The organism is Pigmentiphaga litoralis, assembly GCF_014651835.1.
In the GTDB taxonomy this organism is placed as follows: domain Bacteria; phylum Pseudomonadota; class Gammaproteobacteria; order Burkholderiales; family Burkholderiaceae_B; genus Pigmentiphaga; species Pigmentiphaga litoralis.
This window is the reverse complement of the sequence record NZ_BMXQ01000001.1, coordinates 288,968-311,020: the sequence shown is the minus strand read 5'-3', so window position 1 is coordinate 311,020 and position 22,053 is coordinate 288,968. Positions and strand designations below refer to the sequence as shown.

The 22,053-nt window shown below is 62.6% G+C and carries 16 protein-coding genes and 2 tRNA genes; 5 read left to right on the top strand and 13 right to left on the bottom strand.

Annotated features, from left to right (window positions below; translation table 11 throughout):
* Positions 1–93 precede the first annotated feature (93 nt).
* Positions 94–1,152, bottom strand: a complete 1,059-nt coding sequence (locus tag IE116_RS01235; RefSeq protein ID WP_189609085.1) for a lactonase family protein — start codon at positions 1,150–1,152, stop codon at positions 94–96.
* The gene (gene acnA, locus IE116_RS01230; protein ID WP_189609083.1) at positions 1,149–3,773 is read right to left on the bottom strand and encodes an aconitate hydratase AcnA; all 2,625 of its coding nucleotides are present in this window, start codon (positions 3,771–3,773) and stop codon (positions 1,149–1,151) included. The genes IE116_RS01235 and acnA overlap by 4 nt, the downstream gene beginning before the upstream one ends.
* Before the next feature lie 94 nt (positions 3,774–3,867).
* Between acnA and IE116_RS01225 the strand changes: the two genes are divergently transcribed.
* Positions 3,868–4,872, top strand: a complete 1,005-nt coding sequence (locus IE116_RS01225; RefSeq protein ID WP_189609081.1) for a Bug family tripartite tricarboxylate transporter substrate binding protein — start codon at positions 3,868–3,870, stop codon at positions 4,870–4,872.
* A gap of 8 nt (positions 4,873–4,880) precedes the next feature.
* Here the strand turns inward: IE116_RS01225 and IE116_RS01220 are convergent, their stop codons facing one another.
* Positions 4,881–5,777, bottom strand: a complete 897-nt coding sequence (locus tag IE116_RS01220) for a GntR family transcriptional regulator (RefSeq protein ID WP_189609079.1) — start codon at positions 5,775–5,777, stop codon at positions 4,881–4,883.
* Positions 5,778–5,937: 160 nt separating this feature from the next.
* Here IE116_RS01220 and IE116_RS01215 point away from each other — a divergent pair, with 160 nt between their 5' ends.
* Positions 5,938–7,365 carry an NAD-dependent succinate-semialdehyde dehydrogenase gene (locus IE116_RS01215; protein WP_189609077.1) on the top strand — a complete coding sequence of 476 codons (1,428 nt, stop codon included), beginning with the start codon at positions 5,938–5,940 and terminating at the stop codon, positions 7,363–7,365.
* Between the two features lie 34 nt (positions 7,366–7,399).
* Here IE116_RS01215 and IE116_RS01210 read toward each other — a convergent pair whose 3' ends face one another.
* The 10 genes from IE116_RS01210 to IE116_RS01165 form a co-directional block, all read right to left on the bottom strand.
* The gene (locus IE116_RS01210) at positions 7,400–8,131 is read right to left on the bottom strand and encodes a GntR family transcriptional regulator (protein WP_189609075.1); all 732 of its coding nucleotides are present in this window, start codon (positions 8,129–8,131) and stop codon (positions 7,400–7,402) included.
* A 38-nt stretch (positions 8,132–8,169) separates the two neighbouring features.
* On the bottom strand, positions 8,170–9,867 hold the full coding sequence (locus tag IE116_RS01205) for a CocE/NonD family hydrolase (protein ID WP_229827946.1): 1,698 nt from the start codon (positions 9,865–9,867) through the stop codon (positions 8,170–8,172).
* Between the two features lie 61 nt (positions 9,868–9,928).
* On the bottom strand, positions 9,929–10,912 hold the full coding sequence (locus IE116_RS01200) for a Bug family tripartite tricarboxylate transporter substrate binding protein (protein ID WP_189609073.1): 984 nt from the start codon (positions 10,910–10,912) through the stop codon (positions 9,929–9,931).
* Positions 10,913–11,246: 334 nt separating this feature from the next.
* Positions 11,247–11,322 (bottom strand) — tRNA-Val (locus IE116_RS01195).
* 98 nt (positions 11,323–11,420) lie between these two features.
* Complete coding sequence (locus IE116_RS01190) at positions 11,421–11,693, bottom strand: HU family DNA-binding protein (protein WP_179588214.1); 273 nt, start codon at positions 11,691–11,693, stop codon at positions 11,421–11,423.
* Positions 11,694–11,975: 282 nt separating this feature from the next.
* Positions 11,976–14,423, bottom strand: a complete 2,448-nt coding sequence (gene lon, locus IE116_RS01185) for an endopeptidase La (protein ID WP_189609071.1) — start codon at positions 14,421–14,423, stop codon at positions 11,976–11,978.
* A gap of 249 nt (positions 14,424–14,672) precedes the next feature.
* Positions 14,673–15,950 carry an ATP-dependent Clp protease ATP-binding subunit ClpX gene (gene clpX, locus IE116_RS01180; RefSeq protein ID WP_189609069.1) on the bottom strand — a complete coding sequence of 426 codons (1,278 nt, stop codon included), beginning with the start codon at positions 15,948–15,950 and terminating at the stop codon, positions 14,673–14,675.
* Between the two features lie 2 nt (positions 15,951–15,952).
* Positions 15,953–16,609, bottom strand: coding sequence for an ATP-dependent Clp endopeptidase proteolytic subunit ClpP (gene clpP, locus IE116_RS01175; protein WP_189609067.1), 657 nt, complete (start codon positions 16,607–16,609; stop codon positions 15,953–15,955).
* Positions 16,609–17,922, bottom strand: a complete 1,314-nt coding sequence (gene tig, locus IE116_RS01170; RefSeq protein ID WP_189609065.1) for a trigger factor — start codon at positions 17,920–17,922, stop codon at positions 16,609–16,611. Before tig ends, clpP begins: the two co-directional genes overlap by 1 nt.
* Before the next feature lie 315 nt (positions 17,923–18,237).
* Positions 18,238–18,324, bottom strand: a tRNA-Leu gene (locus IE116_RS01165).
* A gap of 98 nt (positions 18,325–18,422) precedes the next feature.
* On the opposite strand from IE116_RS01165, the gene dapC reads away from it, so the two are divergent.
* The 3 genes from dapC to dapE all read left to right on the top strand — a co-directional run bounded on the left by dapC (position 18,423) and on the right by dapE (position 22,048).
* On the top strand, positions 18,423–19,634 hold the full coding sequence (dapC, locus tag IE116_RS01160; protein WP_189609063.1) for a succinyldiaminopimelate transaminase: 1,212 nt from the start codon (positions 18,423–18,425) through the stop codon (positions 19,632–19,634).
* 136 nt (positions 19,635–19,770) lie between these two features.
* Positions 19,771–20,595, top strand: coding sequence for a 2,3,4,5-tetrahydropyridine-2,6-dicarboxylate N-succinyltransferase (gene dapD / locus IE116_RS01155; RefSeq protein ID WP_189609061.1), 825 nt, complete (start codon positions 19,771–19,773; stop codon positions 20,593–20,595).
* Positions 20,596–20,899: 304 nt separating this feature from the next.
* Positions 20,900–22,048: a succinyl-diaminopimelate desuccinylase gene (gene dapE, locus IE116_RS01150; RefSeq protein ID WP_189609059.1), complete on the top strand. Its 1,149-nt coding sequence runs from the start codon at positions 20,900–20,902 to the stop codon at positions 22,046–22,048.
* Positions 22,049–22,053 lie beyond the last annotated feature (5 nt).

Below are 22,053 nucleotides of genomic sequence, written 5' to 3'. Positions count from 1 at the left end.
ACGCACCAAGGGAAAACGCCGGTGCGACAAGGGTGGGCGGCGGTCCTGCGACGCGACTGCTCCGCCTGTCTGCCCCGGCGTGGGTGCTCTGCCTCAGTCCCGATCCGCAAACACCATGCACACCGGACTGCCGCAGGCCACCGAACGCCCGGTGTCCGCCAGTTGCCCCGACCTGCCATCCACCGCAAAGGTCACGATGCGGTCGGTGTCTTCATTCAATACGAACATGTGCCGGCCGCCGTGCGCCAGGGCAAAGAAACGCGGCGTGCGGCCGCCCGAAGGCGTGGCGTCCACGAACGCCAACCTGCCGGTGGCCGGATCGACGCGGAACACGGCGATGCTGTCGTGGGCGCGGTTCGATGCGTACAGCGTGCGCCCGGCCGCATCGATTGCGATGCCCGACGCCCGGCTGTCACGCGTCCAGCTATCGGGCAAGGCAGAAAGGACCTGGAAGGCTTCCAGCTTGCCGGTGTCGGCCGCGTAGTGATACGCCGTCACCGTCGAATCGAGTTCGTTGATCACATAGGCATACGGCGCTGAAGGATGGAAAGCCAGGTGCCGCGGTCCTGCCGTCTCGCGGCTGTCCACCCAGGGCGTTGGCGCGGGTGACAGGGCGCCGTCGTCGAAGCGGAACACGAACACCCGGTTCACGCCTTTGTCGGGCACGACGACATGGCGCCCCGCAGGGTCGAAGGGATTGAAGTGCGGCTTGGCGAAGGGCTGCTCGACGCGATGCGGCCCGGGTGACCCCGGCAGGCTCACGATCTGCGTTGGCCCCGATAATTCGCCTGACGCCGCAACCGGCAGGACCGCCAGGTTGCTGCTGAGATGATTCGATACGACCAGATGACGTTCGGTCGGGTCCAGCGCCAGATGCACGGGATTCCTGCCACCACACGGCACGGTGCCCAGCAAGGCCAGATTGCCGTCCGCCAACACCTCGAATGCACTGGCTTCCTCGCTGTCACCATGCACGGCATACAGGCGATCGGCACGGCGATTCAAGGCGAGGTAAGACGGGTTTTTCAAGCCGCCCACGACGTGCAGCAAGTGCAACGAGCCGGTATCTGCATCCACCCGAAACACGCTGATGCCCTCCCCGCGCGCATTGCGCTGGCGCGTCGTACGCGATCCTACGTAGGCAAGTGTCATAGGGGGTCCTGCGCGCCCAGTGTCTCATGCAGGATGGCGGGGATCACGCCGCCTTCGCGCAGCAGACGCACTTCCAGCTGCGTTTCCACCGCGGCCTGCGCATCAAATGAGTCGATGTCGCCATTGGCCCGCAACACGCGCACGGGCACCGCCACGCGGGGCGCGATCGTGTCGAACGGCGCGTCGATCTCGATGCGGTCCCCCGGCAACAGTGCCAGGGTCGTCGGGTTCACGCCGTCGGGCATACGCAACGGCAGGATGCCCATGCCGATCAGATTGGATCGGTGAATGCGTTCGAAGCTCACCGCCAGCACCGTCCGGATGCCCAGCAGGCGCTGACCCTTGGCCGCCCAGTCGCGGGACGACCCGGTGCCGTACCGCGCACCCGCGACCAGCACCACCGCCTGCCCAGCGTCGCGATAGCGCTGCGCCACGTCCCAGATCGGCTGCACCGTGTTGCTCGGCACATGAAGGGTGTGGGCAACCGGCATGCCGGGCTTGAGCAGATTCACCAGCGTCTTGGAATGGAACGCGGCCCGCATCATCACTTCCCAATTGCCGCGGCGGGACGCAAACACATTCAGGTCGTTGCGATCATCGCCCCGCGCCACCAGGAAATCGGCCACCAGGCTGTCGGGAGGAATCGCGCTGGCGGGCGAGATATGGTCGGTGGTGATGTCATCGCCTACCACTATCAGCGGATAGGCAACGTAATGTCCCAATTGGCTGCCTTCGGTTGCCGACGCAAATGGCGGGCGGCGCAGGGCGGTCGATGCCGGGTCCCAGGGATACAGTGGCGTATCCGGCGCGGCCAGGGCGTACCAAAGCGGGTTCCGGCTGGCGATCTCGAAGTCCCGGCGGTAGTCCGTCGGGTCCAGCGCATCCTGCAAGTGGGCGGCCACCTCTTCACGCGTGGGCCACAGGTCGGACAGCATGACAGAGCGGCCATCGGCCGTGACCTGAACGGGCTCCGTGCGCAGATCGCGCTCGGCATCGCCCGCCAAGCCAAAAGCGATCACCAGAGGCGGCGACATGATGAAGCCCAGTTCCAGATCCGGATGTACCCGGCCCGGAAAATTGCGGTTGCCCGACAGGGCCGCGACCGGCAGCGCGGTACCAGCCGATATGGCCTCGCGAATGGACACGGTCAAAGGCCCTGAATTGCCGATACAGGTCGTGCAGCCGTACCCGACGATGCCGAAGCCCACCGCTTCCAGGTCCTCGAGCAGGCCTGATCGTTTCAGGTAGGATGCCGCCGCCGGCGAACCCGGTCCCAGCGACGTCTTGACCCACGGTGGCACGCGCAAACCCAGCGCACGCGCCTTGCGCGCCAGCACACCCGCCGCGATCAGCAACGCGGGGTCGGACGTATTGGTGCAGCTGGTGATGGCGGCGATGGCCACCGGATGGCGCGGCAGCGTGGCGGTGCCTGCCGGCACAAATCCGATGGCGGCCAGCACTTCTTTCGTCTGCCCCGCTTCCAGCAGGTCCTGCGGCCGCTTCGGCCCAGCCACGTGACACCCGATGGTATCCAGGTCGATATGGATCGCGCGGGTGTACCGGGGCTCGGCATCGGGGTCAAACCAGATGCCCAGATGCTGGCTGAACGCCTCCACCCGCGCTACGTGTTCCACCGTCCGGCCGGTGGCGCGCAGATAGGCCAATGTGGACGCGTCGATCGGGAAGTAGCCGGTCGTCGCACCGTACTCGGGCGCCATGTTGGCGACGACGGCACGGTCGCCGGCGGTCAGGGTGCTTACACCGGGGCCATAAAACTCGATGAACTCGCCCGACACCGACAAGGCCCGCAGGCGCTGCGTGACGGTCAGCGCCAGGTCGGTGGCCAGCACACCGGGTTTCAGGGCACCGGTGAGTTTTACGCCGATCACGTCGGGAATGCGCAGCAGCGTCGGCATGCCGAACATGACGGTCTGCGCTTCCAGGCCGCCCACGCCCCACCCCAGTACGCCAATGCCGTTGATCATGGGCGTGTGGCTGTCCGTGCCTATCATCATGTCGGGCACCAGCCACGTCGCGCCGTCTCGAATTTCGGTCGTCACCACCGTGGCCAGCTGTTCCAGATTGATGGTGTGCATGATCCCGGTGCCGGGCGGATGGATGCGCACGCCGCGCATCGATTTGGACGCCCACCGCAGGAAACGATAGCGCTCAGCATTGCGGCGGAGTTCATGCTGCAGATTGGTCGTGGCGGCGCCTGGCTCGGCATAGGCTTCGACCGCCAGGGAATGATCGACCGACACATCGACCGGCAGCATGGGATTGAGCAGCGACGGATCGGCGCCAGCTTCCGCCAGCACATTGCGCATCGCGGCAATGTCGATCAACGCGGGCGTGCTCGTCGTGTCGTGCATCAGCACCCGGCCGGGCTGGAAGGCCAGTTCGGCTTCACTGGTGCCGGTGTCCAGCCACGCTAGCAGCGCCGCGATCGCGTCGCTGCGTTCAGCGCCTCGCATGTTGCGCAGGGCGTTTTCCAACAGGAGCCGCAGTACGACCGGCAAGCGGTCCAGGCGCGGTCCACACCCGCCGCGCAGGTCTGCACACGCGTAAGTCTGCCCGTCATGGGTAAACGATGCAGGAAGAAAGTTGTCAGTGTTTTCCATAGGATTGATTTTGCATATTTAATCAATAAAATGCAATCACGTGCAAACCCTAGACCTGCTGTTCACAACACGATCTGTACTCGGAGACACCGTCATGCCCCTGCGCCATCCCTTTACTTCCTCTACTTTGGCCGTGGCTGGCGCCGCCGCCCTTGGTGCGCTCGGTGCCATCGCCAGCTTGCCTGCGCACGCCCAGGCGCCCTACCCGTCCCGTCCCATCACCATCGTCGTGCCCTTCTCGGCGGGCGGCGGCGTGGATGCGGTGGCCCGTCTGCTGGGCGACCGCATGCGGGTTGCGCTCAAGCAGTCCGTAGTGGTCGAGAACAAGGGTGGCGCCAGCGGCATGCTGGGGGCGGCGGCGGTGTCCAAGGCGGCGCCCGATGGCTATACGCTGCTGATGGGCTCGGCCGGCGAAACGGCGATCAATCCGCTGATCTACAAGCAGATGCAGTACACCCCGGAAAAAGACCTGGCGCCGATTTCCCTGGTCACGCGTGTGCCCAACGTGCTGCTTGCCAGCCCGGCCCTGCCTGTCAAAAACGTGGAAGAACTGGTCACGTACGCCAAGGCACACCCCGGGGTCACCTACGGCACCAGTGGGGTCGGCAATCCGCAGCATCTGAACGGCGAATTGCTGGCATCCCTGGCCGGCATCAAGCTGAGTCACGTGCCTTACAAGGGCGCCTCGGCCCAGCTGGTCGATGTCGCATCGGGCAACGTCAACCTGACCTTCGTCAGCATGGCCGGCGCCCTCCCCTTCATCAAGGGCGGCCGCGTCAAACCTCTTGCTGTCACTTCGGCCAAGCGCGCGAGCTTTGCCCCTGACATTCCGGCCATCGCGGAATATGCGCCGCTGTCGGCCTACACGCTGGAAAACTGGTTTGGCCTCTTCGCGCCGGCCGGCACGCCCACAGACATCCAGGTCAAGCTGAACACGGTCGTCAATCAGGTGCTGCGCGATCCGGAAGTGATCCGCCTGTTGCAGGAACAGGGCGGCGAAGCGACGCCCATGACGCAAGACGCCTTCCGCGACTTCATCAAGACCCAGACGGCGCAATACGCCCGGATCGTGAAGAGCGCCAACATCACGGCGGAATGAAGCACGCCTCAGGACGCCAGCAGCCCCGCGATCCTTTCAAGATTGGTCAACGTGCTGGACAGATGCGTCCGTAGCGCCTCCGACGCCGCCTTGAGGCGTCCCGCCTCGATCAGGCTCAGGATTTCGAGATGCTGGTGGCAATGCTCGACATACCGTTCCCTGTCCTTCATGGAGCGATACGACAGCAAGCGCCGCACGCGGTTGACACGTTTGATCGTCTCGATAAAGAAGGGATTGCCCGACGCTTCCACCAGCGACTCGTGAAAGCGCACGCCCCGCTCGTGGATCTGGGCAGCCGAGTCGGTCTCGATTCCGCCCGCCAGCAAGTGTTCTTCGGCCGCCCGGCAGCGCGCCAGCACGGCCGCATCCAACCGGAAGCCGGGTTCCAGCAAGGCCGCCGGCTCCAGCGCCAGCCGCAGGCGGTAGGACTGCAGCAGGCTGTCGGGGGTACGCAGCATGGATGAAAACGTCCAGCCGTACCCCGGCTTGCGTGATACCCATCCTTCCTGCGAGATGCGGTTCAGCACCTGCGTCATTTGCGCGCCCGTCAGCCCGTACTTGGCGCGCAGCATCGTCTCGGTCACGTCGACCGGCAGGCGGTCCTGCAAGACGTCTTCGGCGATCCGGAAATAGGTGTCATCCAGCGCATTGCTGTCGTCGAGCTGCAAGCCCTGCGCATCGGCCGCGCCATTGCCCGCAGACGGCCCGCCCACAAAATAGCCGCGATTCGGCACCCGCTGCAGCACGCCGCGATCGTGCAGCAGCTGCAGCGCCTGGTTTACCGGCGAGCGCGACACCCGCAAGCGGTCCGCAAGCATCTGCGCGGGCAGATGGCTTCCTTCGGCAAGATTCTCGGTTCGCACGAACTCGTAGATCTGCGCGGCAATGGCTTGGGTCGATGGCATAGGACGTGATTGTCGCACCGGCCGCGCGGGCCGATCAACCACGGTCCGCCGGCATCCCGGGCGCGCCACTGTGCCTGAGCAGGCGTCGACCTTGACCGTGTCACGAGCAGCCTCAGCATGCTAGGCTTTCGTTCCAGGTTTCCATCCTTCAGGAGTCAGCATGTACCAGGATCTCGCGCTGTATATCGACGGTGAATTCATCAAAGGCGGCGACCGTCGCGAGCAGGACATCATCAACCCGGCCACGCAGGAAGTGCTGGGCAAACTGCCGCACGCCACGCCCGCCGACCTGGACCGCGCCCTTGCCGCCGCGCAGCGCGCGTTCGAAACCTGGAAGAAAACGTCGCCGCTCGAACGCTCGCGCATCCTGCGCAAAGTGGCTGAACTGACCCGCGAACGCGCCCAGGAAATCGGTCGCAACATCACGCTCGACCAGGGCAAGCCGCTGGCGGAAGCCGTGGCCGAAATCATGGTCTGCGCCGAACACGCCGAATGGCATGCCGAGGAAGCCCGCCGCATCTACGGCCGCGTCATCCCGCCCCGCAATGCCGACGTGCGCCAGATCGTCGTGCGTGAACCCGTCGGCGTCTGCGCCGCGTTCTCGCCCTGGAACTTCCCGTTCAACCAGGCCATTCGCAAGACGGCCGCCGCGCTGGGCGCCGGCTGCACATTGATCCTCAAAGGCCCCGAAGACTCGCCCAGCGCCGTGGTCGCCATCGCCCAGTTGTTCCACGACGCCGGCCTGCCTCCCGGCGTGCTCAACATCGTCTGGGGCGTGCCCAGCGAAGTATCGACCCACCTCATCACCTCGCCCATCGTGCGCAAGATCTCGTTCACCGGCTCGGTGCCCGTCGGCAAGCAACTGGCCGCGCTGGCGGGCCAGCACATGAAACGCATCACCATGGAACTGGGGGGCCACTCGCCCGTGCTGGTGTTCGACGACGCCGACATCGAACCTGCCGCCGAGATGCTGGCGCGGTCCAAGATCCGCAACGCCGGCCAGGTATGCGTGTCCCCCACCCGCTTTTACGTGCAGGAAAAGGCGTACGACAGATTCCTGGCCAAGTTCACCGATGTCATCGCTTCGATCAAGGTCGGCGACGGCCTGGCGTCCGACACCCAGATGGGCCCGCTTGCGCATGAACGCCGCGTGCTGTCGATGGAGTCCTTCCTTGACGACGCCAACCAGCGCGGCGGCACCGTCGTCACCGGCGGATCACGCCTGGGCGACAAGGGCTACTTCTTCTCGCCGGCGGTCATCACCGACCTGCCCGACGACTCGCGCCTGATGACCGAAGAACCCTTCGGCCCGGTCGCCCCGGTGGTCCGCTTCAAGACCACCGAAGAAGTCCTGCGGCGCGCAAACAGCCTGCCCTTCGGGCTCGCATCGTACGTGTTCACGAATTCGCTGAAGACGGCGCACCAGGCTTCGAATGGACTCGAAGCCGGCATGGTCAACATCAACCACTTCGGCATGGCGCTGTCCGAAACGCCGTTTGGCGGGATCAAGGATTCCGGCATCGGCAGCGAAGGCGGAACCGAAACCTTCGATGGGTATCTCGTGACGAAATTCATCACGCAGATCTGATCGGACGGCAGCGCCCGGGTGTCGGCGCCATGCGTCAGCGCACGGGTGTATTTGCGCGCAAGGCCTCGACCAAGGTGTTGGCCGGGCCTTCGATGTGGCGCTTGGCCAGGGTCAGCGCCAAGTCGACGTTGCGCGCCAGCGCGGCGTCCATCACGGCGCGATGATCATCATCCGGGTCGGCTACAAGCACCCGCCTTGCGTAATACCGGTAGCGTTCAGCATGGACAAACAACTGTTCGGCCAGCATGATCATTCGTTGAGATCCGCACGCGCTGATCAAGGCCGTGTGGAACGCCCGGTGCGGATCGTCATATTCAGGATTTCCCGTGGGCGGATCCAGGCACTCGTAGCGCGGCACCTTCTTCAAGCGGTGATAGCTCAACACCACGCGTTCTTCCCAGGCATCGTCGCCTTGTTCAATCGATGCGCGCAGCGCCGAGTCAGACATCAGCACCCGCGCGCGGCAGATGTCCAGCGCGTCACTCACGCTGACCATTGCTGCTGAAAATCCACGCTGTTCCGAATACGACACGAGCCCATCGGAAGCCAGCCGATTGAGCGCTTCGCGGATAGGGATGACGCCGCAGCCATAACGTTCGCTCAAATCCTGGATCCGCAGGCGTTCGCCGGGTTCGAGCCGCGCGCGAATCAGATCCAGGCGCAGGGCCTGATATACCAAGCTGACACTCGTCGTGCGTCCCTTCTTCGAGACGGGACGAACCTCGTCGGTCGATACGGGATAGGCAAGTTCAGGCTGGCGATCCAAAGCGGGCTCTCGTGCAGAGGGGAACAAAAGTATATGGCTTAGCCGGCCGGGATAACCGGCAGCACAAGGCAGGAAGCGAACTCACCTCCGGTGAAGACTGTGGTCACGCCTTGGAAGTCTTCGTGCGCGCGGTCTACGGGATGATTGTGCAGCAGGCGGCCGGCTTTACCTGCAAATTCGAAATCCTTGCCTTGCAGGGTGAGCGTCAATCGATAGCCTGCGGGAACTACTATCGACGTTGGCCAGATTTCGACGTCAAGCAAATAGCGCTGGCCCGGGTCGAGCTTCTGCACTTCATCGTGAGAATGGAATACGCGATAGGGAAGCGTTCGCGCTTCGTCAATCTTGCGGTGCGACGCGCGCAGCCACCCCCGCGTCAGTGGCGTCGTTTCGTGCGCACCATCGAAAACGACCTCGTTCCCGTCGGGATCGAACAGCCGCAATATGGCAAACAGATCGAGGTCCCGTGTAGAAGAAGCGGCCCAGATCCTCAAAGTCACAAAGCCAGTTAGTTCGGTCTCGCGCTCAAACGGCGCAGTGGTGAAATCGACGGACTCGTTCATGGCGTCGAAGCCGACGTGCGATGACGTTCCCGGTTCGCCGGGTGCAACGGTTCGGGCTGCGGCGTCGAGGTAGAACGGCGTCCACACGGTACGTGCCAACGGAAATTCGTGCTCTGTGCGGTGCGTGGCGCTTTGCACCTGCCGAACCGCAAGCTTGACCGGCGGTTCGTCTTCCCAGCCGTTCGCCTCGCCTTTCAGATAGCAGTCGAAAAAGCGTTTCTGCATCGCCACGTACTGGGGCAGATAGAAGCTTTCGTAATGCGTGCCGATGTGCATAGACAGCCACTTCTTCGTGGATCCTGCGCGCAGGTATCCTTCAATGTTGCCACGCAGATGGTTGCCGGGTCCGCCCCAGTTGCCGGCGGAAAGCACGGGCACTTCGATGCGCTCAAGTGCTGGCGATCGTTCCTTGTGCCACGCATCGCACAAAGGGTGACTCGCCATTTGCGCCGGATAGTCGCTGCGATTGCCATCGAGCATCGGCGTGTCCAGAGCGTCACCCGTCGTTGGCAGACCGGTGTCCCGATCGCGATACGGCGTCCCGCCACTTCCATGTTGGTTCGATAACACCTGCTTGGGCCACCATGCCTGCAGGAAGCCGTTGCTCATGATGCCACCATGGTATCCGTAGTCGCGGTAGTGATCCGACCGGCCCTCCCAGGGCACGATGGCGGCAAGGTGCGCCGGGCGCAGCGCCGCAACGCGCCATTGCGTCGCGGCGTAATACGAGATGCCGATCAGCCCGACCTTCCCGTTACTCCAGTCTTGCGTTCCAGCCCATGCGATCGACTCGACGTAATCTTCGATTTCGCGGGCGGACATCGGGTCGAGGAACCCTGCCGATTTGCCGCTCCCCCTTGCATCAACATGAACAACGACATAGCCATCCGGCACCCAGCGCTCCGGATCGACCGTTTCCCAACGCAGATACTTGCCGGTCGATCCGTTGCTGCACAGCTCGGGATAGAGCTTTAGCAGCTTCTCCCATTGAGGTTTCCAGCCATCGGCAAAATGGACGTCCTTTCCGTATACACCCTGCGCCATCACTACGGGAAAACGGCCGGGCGCGTCAGGACGAAATACATTGGCACGCAGGATGGCGCCGTCATTCATCGGAATGTCGACGTCTTTTTCGAACAGCATGGAATACGATGGCACGGCGGCGTTGCTCATGAAAAGGTCTCCTGGATAGCGGATATCAGATACGGAAGACGTACAGAACGTTGCCTGTGCCTCATTCTTTTTGGATCTTTGCTGCTTCAGCGATCTGAGCGTAGACGGTCGTCTCCTTTTGCAGATGCACCGCCATGTCCTGCGGTGACCCGCCGGCGACATCCAAGCCCATCGATGCAAAGCGCTGAGTCATCTCCGGCGCCTTCAAAACCTCGTCCAGCGTCCGGTTGAGTTTGGCGATGACATCAGCGGGCGTCCCGGCCGGGGCAAAGAACCCCTGCCATCCTCCTTCGACTTCGAACCCTGCAACTCCGGCTTCCTTCACGGTAGGAACATCAGGCAGTTGCGGAATACGCGAGCTTCCCGTCACCGCCAGGGCTTTCAACTTACCCTGCTTGACCTGCTCGATTGCCGACACAGGATTCAGGAAGGCGAGCTGCACCTCACCGGAAATGACCGCGTTCATGGCGGGGGCCGCGCCCTTGTACGGAATATGCACCAGGTGCGTACCGGCCTTGCTGTTGAAGTACTCGGCCACCATGTGCATGGTATTGCCGACACCCGCTGAGCCATAGGTGATATTCGACTGCGCGGGCCGGGCCAGCGCCACGAGTTCTTTCACATTCGTCGCGGCAAGACGCGGGTTGGCCACCAACACTTGTCCGCGCGTCACGCCAACTAGAGAAACGGGCAGAAAATCCTTGGCAGTGTCGTACGGCAACTTCTTGTATAGCAACGGATTGATGACATGGGACCCGGTCGTATAGAGCAGGGTGTAGCCATCGGCGGGCGCATTGGCTACGGCCTCCGTGGCGATGATTCCGTTTGCACCGGCGCGGTTGTCGATCAGCACTGTCTGACCGAATGTTTTGGTGAGCTCCTGCGCGAGGATGCGGGCGACCGTATCGGGGTTGCCACCGGGTGAGAAAGGCAACAGCACCTTGATGGGTCGGTCAGGATAAGTCTGTGCCTGTACGTGGCTGCCCGTCAGGGCCGAAGCGACAAGAAGGACGGCAGGAAGTCTGCCAAGCAAGTGGCGGAACATGTGTCTTCTCCATATATGCCGAGGCGGACTGCGCCGCCCTGTTGTCGGCCAACGATAAAACCGGCCGCTCAACTGGATAATATATGATTAACCGTTTTATGCCATATCCTATACACACAGGGTTTTCGCCTAGCGCGACTGCCCCCTTTACATATCAACAAAAAAGCCCCGCACGTGCATGCAGGGCTTGGTTGAAGCGCCACTTTTACGCGTCTGACAAGAACCGGCGCGGCAAATAAAAAAGCCCGTCGAATCAGCGACGGGCTTTCAAATACGTGAGCGGTACAGGCAACTGACTTTCACTAGGCACCGAATCTGGAACACCACCAAAACTTGGTGGGCGCTGAGGGGTTCGAACCCCCGACCTACGCCTTGTAAGGGCGCCGCTCTACCAGCTGAGCTAAGCGCCCGAGGGCGTTCGTTCAGTGCGAAAAAGATTATATCGGAAGCGAAGAACTTTTGCAGGGCCGGCGTGCGTCATGCGCGCGGCCTGCCACGCAGCGGGTGATCAGTTGACGGCGTCTTTCAGCGCCTTGCCCGGACGGAACTTGGGCACCTTGGCTTTCTTGATCTTGATCGCTTCGCCGGTGCGCGGGTTGCGGCCCGTGCGGGCGGCGCGCGCGGTGACTGCGAACGTGCCGAAACCGACCAGCGTTACCGTGCCACCCTTTTTGAGGGTGGTCTTAACCGCTCCGACCAAGGCGTCCAAGGAACGGCCTGCTGCTGCCTTGGAAATATCGGCATGCTTGGCGATATGGTCGATAAGCTCGGTCTTGTTCATTAGGCCCCTCTCAAGGTCTGTCTATGGATAATGGAACGGACATCTCGACACTGGTAAGGGTCGAGTTCCAGGCGCATCGATACCGGCAAAACGTCGCTTTACCGGGGATAGGCAAAGGACTATTTAAGCCTTGCGTGGAAATACGTGTCAAGGGAAAACGGGGCGTCTTCCCAGGGGAAATGGGCGTTTGAGACAAGGGTCGAAAAAAAAGGGAGTGCTTGCGCACTCCCTCTATTGACGAGCAGGCCAGAGCCTGATTAGACCGTCGGTTGAATCCGTGGATTAATGCTTCAACCCGGGATCTGCAACGCCGGCCGCAGCAGGCGCCGCAGCGACGTGGCCTTCGACCTTCTCGCCTTCCTTCACCGCGGGCGTGGCCTCTTCTTCAGGCAACGCATCGGGGAAACGCTCTAGTGCCAATTCCAGCACGCGATCGATCCAGCGAACCGGAATGATCTCGAGGTGGTTCTTCACCGAATCCGGAATCTCGGCCAGATCCTTGGCGTTCTCTTCCGGGATCAGCACGGTCCGGATACCGCCACGATGCGCGGCCAGCAACTTTTCCTTCAGTCCACCGATAGGCAGCACTTCGCCACGCAGCGTGATCTCGCCTGTCATGGCGACATCGGCGCGGACGGGGATACCCGTCAGCGCGGACACGATCGCGGTCGTAATCGCAGCGCCTGCCGAAGGACCGTCCTTCGGGGTGGCACCATCCGGCACGTGCACGTGAATGTCGCGCTTTTCCAGAATCGACTGCTGGATGCCGAGGCGCCGGGCGCGAGCCCGCACCACCGACCGCGCAGCTTCGACCGATTCCTTCATCACGTCACCGAGCGAACCCGTACGCTGGACCGCGCCCTTGCCGGGCATGACCGCGACTTCGATCGCCAGCAGATCGCCGCCGACTTCCGTCCACGCCAGGCCGGTTACCTGACCGATCTGGTTGTCTTTCTCGGCCACGCCGAACGAGTACCGGCGAACGCCCAGGTAATCGTTCAGGTTGTCGGACGCCACCGTCACACGTTCCTTGCCGCCCTTGAGCAACAGGTGCTTGACGACCTTGCGGCAAATCTTGCTGACTTCACGTTCCAGCGCCCGCACACCGGCTTCGCGTGTGTAGTAGCGAACGATGTCGCGCAGCGCCGATTCTTCGATCAGCAGTTCTTCCGGCTTGAGGCCGTTGTTCTTCATCTGCTTCGGCAGCAAGTGCTGCGAGGCGATGTGCACCTTTTCGTCTTCCGTATAACCGGACAGGCGAATCACTTCCATCCGGTCCAGCAGCGCCGGCGGGATGTTCAGCGTATTGCTGGTCGCCACGAACATGACGTCGGACAGGTCAAAGTCGACCTCGACATAATGGTCCTGGAAGGTGTGGTTCTGTTCCGGATCCAGCACTTCGAGCAAGGCCGAGGCCGGGTCACCGCGGAAGTCCATGCCCATCTTGTCGACTTCGTCGAGCAGGAACAGCGGATTGCGGGTACCGGTCTTGGACAGGTTCTGCAGGATCTTGCCAGGCATCGAACCGATGTACGTCCGGCGATGGCCACGGATCTCGGACTCGTCACGCACGCCACCGAGCGCCATCCGCACGAACTTGCGGTTCGTGGCCTTGGCGATCGACTGCCCGAGCGAGGTCTTGCCGACCCCTGGAGGTCCGACCAGGCACAGGATAGGCGCCTTGACCTTGTCCACGCGCTGCTGGACTGCCAGATATTCAAGGATGCGTTCCTTGACCTTGTCCAGACCGTAGTGGTCGTCGTCGAGCACGCTTTCGGCATGCGACAGCGAGTTGTTGACCTTGCTCTTCTTCTTCCAGGGCAGGCCGATCAGGGTGTCGATGTAATTGCGCACCACCGTGGCTTCGGCCGACATCGGAGACATCAGCTTGAGTTTCTTGAGCTCGCCGTCGGCCTTCTTCTTGGCTTCCTTGGGCATGTGCGCGGCGATGATCTTCTTTTCGAGTTCCTCGAAATCCGCGCCGTCTTCGCCTTCGCCCAATTCCTTCTGGATCGCCTTGACCTGTTCGTTCAGGTAGTACTCGCGCTGGCTCTTTTCCATCTGCTTCTTGACGCGGCCACGAATGCGCTTTTCGACCTGAAGGATGTCGATTTCGGCTTCGAGCTGGGTCAGCAGGGATTCGAGGCGTTCGGACGTGGAAAACACTTCCAGCATCTTCTGCTTCTGTTCGAGCTTGAGCGGCAGGTGCGCGGCAATGGTGTCGGCCAGGCGACCGGGTTCGTCGATACCGGCAAGCGAGGTCAGGATCTCGGGCGGGATCTTCTTGTTCAGCTTCACGTACTGATCGAACTGCGACACGATCGCGCGGCGCAGGGCTTCGGTTTCGGAGCCTTGACCACGGTCGGGGTCGATCGGCACCAGTTCGCATGCGAAGTGGGCGCCGACGTCGTCGATACGGGTGATGCGGGCGCGCTGCGCGCCTTCGACCAGCACCTTGACGGTACCGTCGGGCAGCTTGAGCATCTGGAGGATGCTGGCAACGCAACCGATTTCATAGATGTCATCAGCGGACGGTTCGTCCTTGGCCGCGGATTTTTGCGCGACCAGCATGATGCTCTTGCCGGCTTCCATTGCGGATTCCAGCGCTTTGATGGACTTAGGGCGTCCCACAAACAACGGGATGACCATATGCGGGAACACGACCACGTCGCGCAGCGGAAGCAGCGGCAACTCGATCGGTTCTGAAGGCAGTATCAGGCTCGCAGACATGGTTCGTCCTCGGATTCGAATGCTTACAGGATGAGGGCGGATCCGTGCAATTCAAGCCATCGAAGCGGATGTTTCGGTCTGCGTGGCAACGATGCGCAGAAAGTGCATCCCCAAGGCCAGGATTGCTGATTGCACGCCGTTAAAAACCACTGTAGCACGGCAGGAAGATCCTGCCGTGCTACAGCGTTACTGCATTGGAGCGAAGGTTCAACCGGGTGTTACACCGGCAGCAGCATCAGGGCGTAAGCCTCAATGCTTGGCGGCAGACGCCGCCTTGGCCGTTGCCTCGCCGTAGATCAGGAGCGGCGGGCCCTCGCCATTGATGGCGTTCTCATCCAGTACGACCTTGGTGACGTTGCCCTGGCTGGGCAGGTCGTACATCGTATCGAGCAGGGCCGCTTCGATGATGGACCGCAGGCCCCGTGCGCCCGTCTTGCGCTTGAGTGCGCGCTTGGCGATGGCGTGGAGTGCCTGGGGACGCACGTCGAGTTCCGCGCCTTCCATGGACAGGAGCTTCTGGAACTGCTTGATCAGCGCGTTCTTGGGCTCGACCAGGATCTGGATCAGCGCTTCTTCGTCCAGCTCGGCCAGCGTGGCAATCACGGGCAGACGACCGACCAGTTCGGGGATGAGCCCGAACTTGACCAGATCTTCCGGCTCGGCATCGCCAAACAGCTCGCTGGTCGACCGCTCGGATTGGGCCTTGACTGACGCACCGAAGCCGATACCCGACTTTTCGGTGCGACCGCGAATGACCTTTTCCAGGCCGTCGAATGCGCCACCGCAAATGAACAGGATGTTCGTCGTGTCGATCTGGACGAAATCCTGGTTGGGGTGCTTGCGCCCCCCTTGCGGCGGCACCGAAGCGACCGTGCCTTCGATCAGCTTGAGCAGGGCCTGCTGCACGCCTTCACCCGATACGTCACGGGTGATCGACGGGTTGTCGGCCTTGCGCGAGATCTTGTCGATTTCATCGATGTAGACAATGCCGCGCCGCGCCTTTTCGACGTCATAGTTGCAGTTCTGCAGCAGCTTCTGAATGATGTTTTCGACGTCCTCGCCCACGTAACCGGCTTCGGTCAGCGTGGTGGCATCGGCGATCACGAAGGGCACGTTCAACAGCCGCGCCAGCGTCTGCGCCAGCAACGTCTTGCCCGAACCCGTGGGTCCGATCAAGAGGATGTTGCTCTTGGACAGTTCGACGTCGTCGGTCTTGCTGCCACCGGACTGGCGAATGCGCTTGTAATGGTTGTAGACCGCGACCGACAGGATGCGCTTGGCGCGCGTCTGGCCGATCACGTATTGGTCGAGGATCTCTTTGATCTCGGCCGGCGTGGGCAACTCCGACTTGGCGCCGGTTTTCACATCCGCGGCGACTTCGTCGCGGATGATGTCGTTGCACAGGTCGATGCATTCATCGCAGATGAACACCGAGGGACCGGCGATCAGCTTGCGAACTTCGTGCTGGCTCTTGCCACAAAACGAGCAATAGAGCAGTTTTTCGTTCGACCCTTTCTTTTCCGACATGCTCAACCCTGTTCAGTTCGGCTCGTGAACACTTTATCGATCAAACCATACCCGAGCGCATCGGCTGCCGACATGAAGTTGTCGCGTTCGGTATCGAGCGCGATTCGTTCTATCGGCTGGCCGGTTTGGTCCGCCAGGATACGGTTCAGACGTTCGCGCAGATAAAGGATTTCCCGTGCGTGGATTTCGATATCGGTGGCCTGACCCTGCGCACCGCCCGAAGGCTGGTGAATCATGATGCGCGAATTCGGCAGTGAGAAACGCTTGCCCTTCTGGCCGGCGGCGAGCAGGAACGCGCCCATGCTGGCTGCCAGCCCCGTGCACAAGGTCGAGACCTCTGGCTTCACGAACTGCATCGTGTCGAAAATTGCCATGCCCGCGTAGATCGAACCCCCGGGGGAATTGATATACAGCGAGATGTCCTTGTCGGGATTTTCCGATTCAAGGAACAGCAACTGCGCCACGATCAGGTTGGCCATCTGGTCTGCGACCGGGCCCACCATGAAGACCACCCGCTCTTTCAGCAGACGCGAGTAGATATCGTACGATCGTTCACCCCGACCAGACTGCTCGACAACCATCGGAATATAGCCGAGAGCTTTCGGGCCGAGCGACTCGGACCCGTACATCGATGCGTAGAAATCTACAAAGCGCTGCATTATTGGGCGGTTCCCATCAAGTCGTCGAAGGATACTTGCTCTTCAGCCACCTTGGCCTTGGCAAGGACATGCTGGACTACGTTGTCTTCCAGAACGATGGATTCGACTTCGGCAATACGAGCCTTGTCGGAGATGTAGTAGCGCACCACTTCTTCCGGACGCTCATAGCTCTGGGCGAATTCTTCGATCTTTGCGCGGATCTGTTCCGGCTTGACCTTCAGGCCTTCAGCCTGGATCAGTTCGTTGATCAGCAGACCCAGGCGCACGCGGCGCTCGGATTCGGCGGTGAACGCGTCGGCCGGGATCGGCATCGTGTCGGCGTTCGGCACACCGCGCTGCTTCAGGTCTTCACGGGCAGCGGCGATACGCTTCTCGGCGTCTTCGTTCACCAGGGCCTTGGGCACGTCAAACGAGACGGCCTTGGCCAGGGCTTCCATCACGCTGGCCTTGGTACGGGCCAGGGTGCGGCTGCTGACTTCGCGTTCCAGGTTCCCGCGGATGTCGGCACGCAGCTTTTCCACGTCGCCTTCGGCCTGGCCGAGCTGCTTTGCGAATTCGCTGTCGAATTCAGGCAGCACGCCCTCTTCGACCTTCTTGATCGTGATCGTGAACTGCGCGGTCTTGCCAGCGACGTCGGCCGAGCCGTAGTCAGCCGGGAAGGCCAGCGGGAAGGTCTTGGTTTCGCCAGCCTTCAGGCCACGGGCGGCTTCCTCGAATTCGGGAAGCATGCGGCCCTGGCCCAGCACGAACGCGAAGTCTTCGGCAGTGCCGCCGTCGAACGCGACGTCGTCGATCTTGCCGGCGAAGTCGAGCGTGACCTGGTCGTTGTCTTGCGCGGCGCGGCCTTCACGTTCGACGAACGTGACGCGCTGCTTGCGCAGGATGTCGATGGTGCGCTGGATTTCGGCGTCGCCGACGTCGCTCTTGGCCTTGGAGACTTCGAGCGTGGACAGGTCGGGCAAATCGACGTCGGGGTAGACCTCGAACGTCGCGGTGAACGCGACGACGCTGTCATCGTTGCCTTCGGTCTTGGGCGCCACGTTGGGCGAGCCAGCCAGGCGCAGCTTGGATTCGCTCACGGTTTTTTCCAGTGCGTCGCCAATCTTGGCGTTCAGCACTTCCATGCGCAGCTCGGGGCCATACGACCGCGAGAGCATGGACATAGGAACCTTGCCTGGACGGAATCCAGGCATTTTGGCGGTGCGAGCCATACGCTTGAGACGCGAATCGACTTCTTTTTCGATGTCGGCTACCGGCACGGAAAGATCCACGCGACGCTCAAGACCCGACAGGGTTTCAACCACAGGCTGCATGCAAAAACCTATATGAGTGTTATGTAGTAATCAATGGGACGGATCCCGGACAAGCCCGGGAAGGCGCTTGATGCGGGACGGGATTCGTCCGGGCATCCTTGAATTGTGCCACAGCGCGGGATAGAAGCCCTTGCGCGGCGCACCATGGCAGTGTCCGCTTGGGCCAAGCTGGGAAGATGAGGCTGACGCCATGGATAACAAGTGGCGCCTGCCCCGCTGGCGCAGCGCACGACGCACACGGTCAATTCACGGGATCAGGAATGAGTCAGGGACGGCAGGCCCGGGTGGCATGGCACCACCCCCTGCATGAACACCTGGTGCGACCGAGAGGAATCGAACCTCCACAGGATTTCTCCCGACAGGACCTAAACCTGTTGCGTCTACCAATTTCGCCACGGTCGCGTAATTCGGCATTCTAACCCGAACTTGGAACGTTTCCAGGCCGTGACAGGCAGGATGACCGCGACGACCCCGGCACAGCAAGGTTACAATGCTGCCCCATGAACCCACGCCTTGGCGCTCTGCAGCCCTATCCCTTCGAAAAACTCCGTGCGCTGCACGCCGGGGTCGTCCTTCCCGCCGATCGGCGGCCGATCAATCTGTCGATCGGCGAGCCCAAGCACCCGACGCCCACGTTCATCGAGGACGCCATCCGCGAGAACCTCAAAGGACTGTCGGGCTATCCGCTGACGCGCGGGACCGACGCTTTGCGATCGGCCGTCGCCGGCTGGCTGATGCGCCGCTACGATCTGCCCGCCATTGATCCGGCCACGCAGGTACTGCCCGTGCTCGGCTCGCGCGAGGCGCTGTTTGCGTTTGCGCAGACCGTGCTGGACCCCGACGCCAATGCCCGGGTGCTGTGCCCCAACCCGTTCTATCAGATATATGAAGGCTCGGCCCTGCTGGCCGGCGCCCGCCCCACCTTCATCAATGCCGATGCCAGCCGCGACTTTGCAGCCGACTGGGACAGTGTGTCGGATGAGGTGTGGACCGAGACGCAGCTGATCTATGTGTGCTCGCCGGGCAACCCGGCCGGCAACGTAATGACGCTGGACGAGTGGCGCATGCTGTTCGACCGCGCCGATCGCCATGGCTTCGTGATTGCGGCCGACGAGTGCTATTCGGAGATCTATTTCGACGAAGCCCATCCGCCGCTGGGCGCACTGGAAGCTGCGCATCGCCTGGGCCGCACCGACTTTCGCAATCTGATCTGCTTTTCGAGCCTGTCCAAGCGGTCCAATGTGCCCGGCATGCGCTCGGGCTTCGTGGCCGGCGACGCCAACCTGATCAAGCAGTTCCTGCTGTACCGGACCTACCACGGCAGCGCCATGAGCGACGTCGTGGCTGCAGCCAGTGTCGCCGCCTGGAATGACGAAGCGCACGTGATCGACAACCGCCGCATGTACGCCGAAAAATTCGATGCCGTGCTGCCTGTTCTGCAGCCCGCGCTGGACGTGACCCGGCCGCAGGCGGCGTTCTATCTGTGGCCGCGCACGCCCGGGTCGGATACCGACTTTGCGCGCGCGCTGCTGGAGCAGGAAGCCGTGACCGTGCTGCCCGGAAGTTTCCTGGCGCGCGACGCGTCGGCCGATGGCCGAGGCGGCAATCCGGGCACGGGCCGCATCCGGATTGCGCTGGTTGCTCCCCTGGACGAGTGCGTGGAGGCGGCTCACCGCATCGCGCGCTTTGCGAAGGCCTATGCAACGCGTTGAACCAGCACGCTGACGCGCGCCCGGCTGACACCCGCCTGGCACGCCGCCGGATCGCGCGATCCGGCCACTGACTGTTTTACCGCGCGGGGCCTGTTGCCGCCGCGCCGCTCACCTTATCGAACTACCGGAATCCAACATGACGCAAGCCTTGCAGAACACCATCGAACAAGCCTGGGAAGACCGTGCCTCGCTGTCGCCCGCCGGCGCCCCGAAGGACGTCATCGACGCCGTCGAGCACGTGATCGAATCGCTGGACAAGGGCCGCCTGCGCGTCGCCGAAAAGATCAACGGCGACTGGGCCGTGCATCAGTGGATCAAGAAGGCCGTGCTGCTGTCGTTCCGCCTGAATGACAACGGCGTGCAGAGTTCGGGCGGCCCGCTGCAGTTCTATGACAAGGTCGAAAGCAAGTTCGCCAGCTACACCGAAGAAGACTTCAAGCAAGGCGGCTTTCGCGTCGTGCCGCCCGCCGTGGCGCGCCGCGGTTCGTTCATTGCAAAGAACGTCGTGCTGATGCCGTCGTATACCAACATCGGCGCGTATGTCGATGAAGGCACCATGGTCGACACGTGGGCGACGGTCGGTTCGTGCGCCCAGATCGGCAAGAACGTGCACCTGTCGGGTGGCGTGGGCATCGGCGGCGTGCTGGAACCCCTGCAGGCCAACCCGACCATCATCGAAGACAACTGCTTCATCGGCGCACGTTCGGAAGTGGTCGAAGGCGTCGTGGTCGAAGAAAACTCGGTGCTGTCGATGGGCGTGTTCATCAGCCAGAGCACCAAGATCTATAACCGCGAAACCGGCGAGATCACCTTCGGCCGCGTGCCGTCGGGTTCGGTGGTGGTGCCGGGGTCCTTGCCGTCTGCCGATGGCAAGTACAGCATGTACGCCGCGATCATCGTGAAGCGCGTGGATGCGCAGACGCGTGCCAAGACCAGCATCAACGATCTGTTGCGCGCCTGACGTCCTGCGGGCCCGTAGGGCTGCCCACGCAGCCCCTGCGGAGGCCCTGCCAGGCAGCTTTGATGCCTGGCAAAGCGTGCCCTGCCAGGCCGTCGAAGGCGTGGTAACGAACACCCGGCAGGCTGCTTGCGGCCTGCCCCGAACCAGGCGGGAGGCTGCACCGGCGGCCTGCCCGCCGTTGCAAGACCCGCTTGCATCGATCCGCCCTGCTGGCGACACCCCGCTCCAACAGGCGCCGGGGCCCGGCAGCGCCGGCCGCCCGCCCTTCCGCTTTCCCTAGATAGTCGCTACTGATTCCTTGAACATGACCTCGCCTGCCTCGCCCGTGCTGTCCCTGGTGGAAGACCTGATCCGCCGCCCGTCCGTGACGCCTGAAGACGAAGGCTGCCAGGCCGTGCTGGTCGCGCGGCTGTCGGCGGCCGGCTTCGTGTGCGAAACCATCGCCAGCGGGGGCGTCGTGAACCTGTGGGCGCGCCGCGGCACCACCGCGCCGCTTGCCATCTTCGCGGGCCATACCGATGTCGTGCCGCCCGGGCCGCGCGATCAGTGGCGCACCGATCCCTTCGTGCCCACCATTACCGACGGCAAGCTGTATGGCCGTGGCGCGGCCGACATGAAAAGCTCGATCGCGGCGTTCGTGGTGGCGGCCGAGGAATTCGTGGCAGCGCATCCGGATCACACCGGGTCGATCGGCCTGCTGATTACATCAGACGAAGAAGGTCCGGCCACCGACGGTACGGTCAAGGTCTGCGAACTGCTGGTGGCGCGTGACCAGAAGCCCGACTTCTGTATCGTGGGCGAACCCACATCGGCCACAAGGTTCGGCGACACGATCAAGAACGGCCGCCGCGGCTCGCTCTCGGGCAAGCTGACGGTCAAGGGCAAGCAGGGCCATGTGGCGTATCCCGAAAAGGCCCGCAACCCGATCCACCTGGTGGCGCCGGCATTGGCCGAACTGGCCACCACGGTTTGGGACCAGGGCAACGAATACTTTCCGCCTACGACCTTCCAGGTGTCGAACTTCCATAGCGGTACCGGCGCGACGAACGTGGTTCCCGGCGACGCCGTGATCGATTTCAATTTCCGCTTTTCGACCGAAAGCACTGCCGACGGGTTGAAGGCGCGGGTGCAGGAACTGCTGGGTCGCCATGGCCTGGACACGCACATTGCGTGGAACCTGAGCGGTCTGCCTTTCCTGACGCCCAAGGGCACGCTGTGCGCGGCGCTGACCGACGCGATTGCTGCCGAGACGGGTGTGGCGGCCGAATTGTCGACCACGGGCGGCACGTCGGACGGCCGCTTCATTGCGCAGATCTGCCCGCAAGTGGTGGAATTCGGTCCCATCAACGCGACCATTCACCAGATCAACGAGTGCATCGACATCGACAGTCTCGATCCGCTCAAGAACATCTATCGCCGCACGTTGCAGACGCTGCTGGCCGCGCAACCCTGAACGGA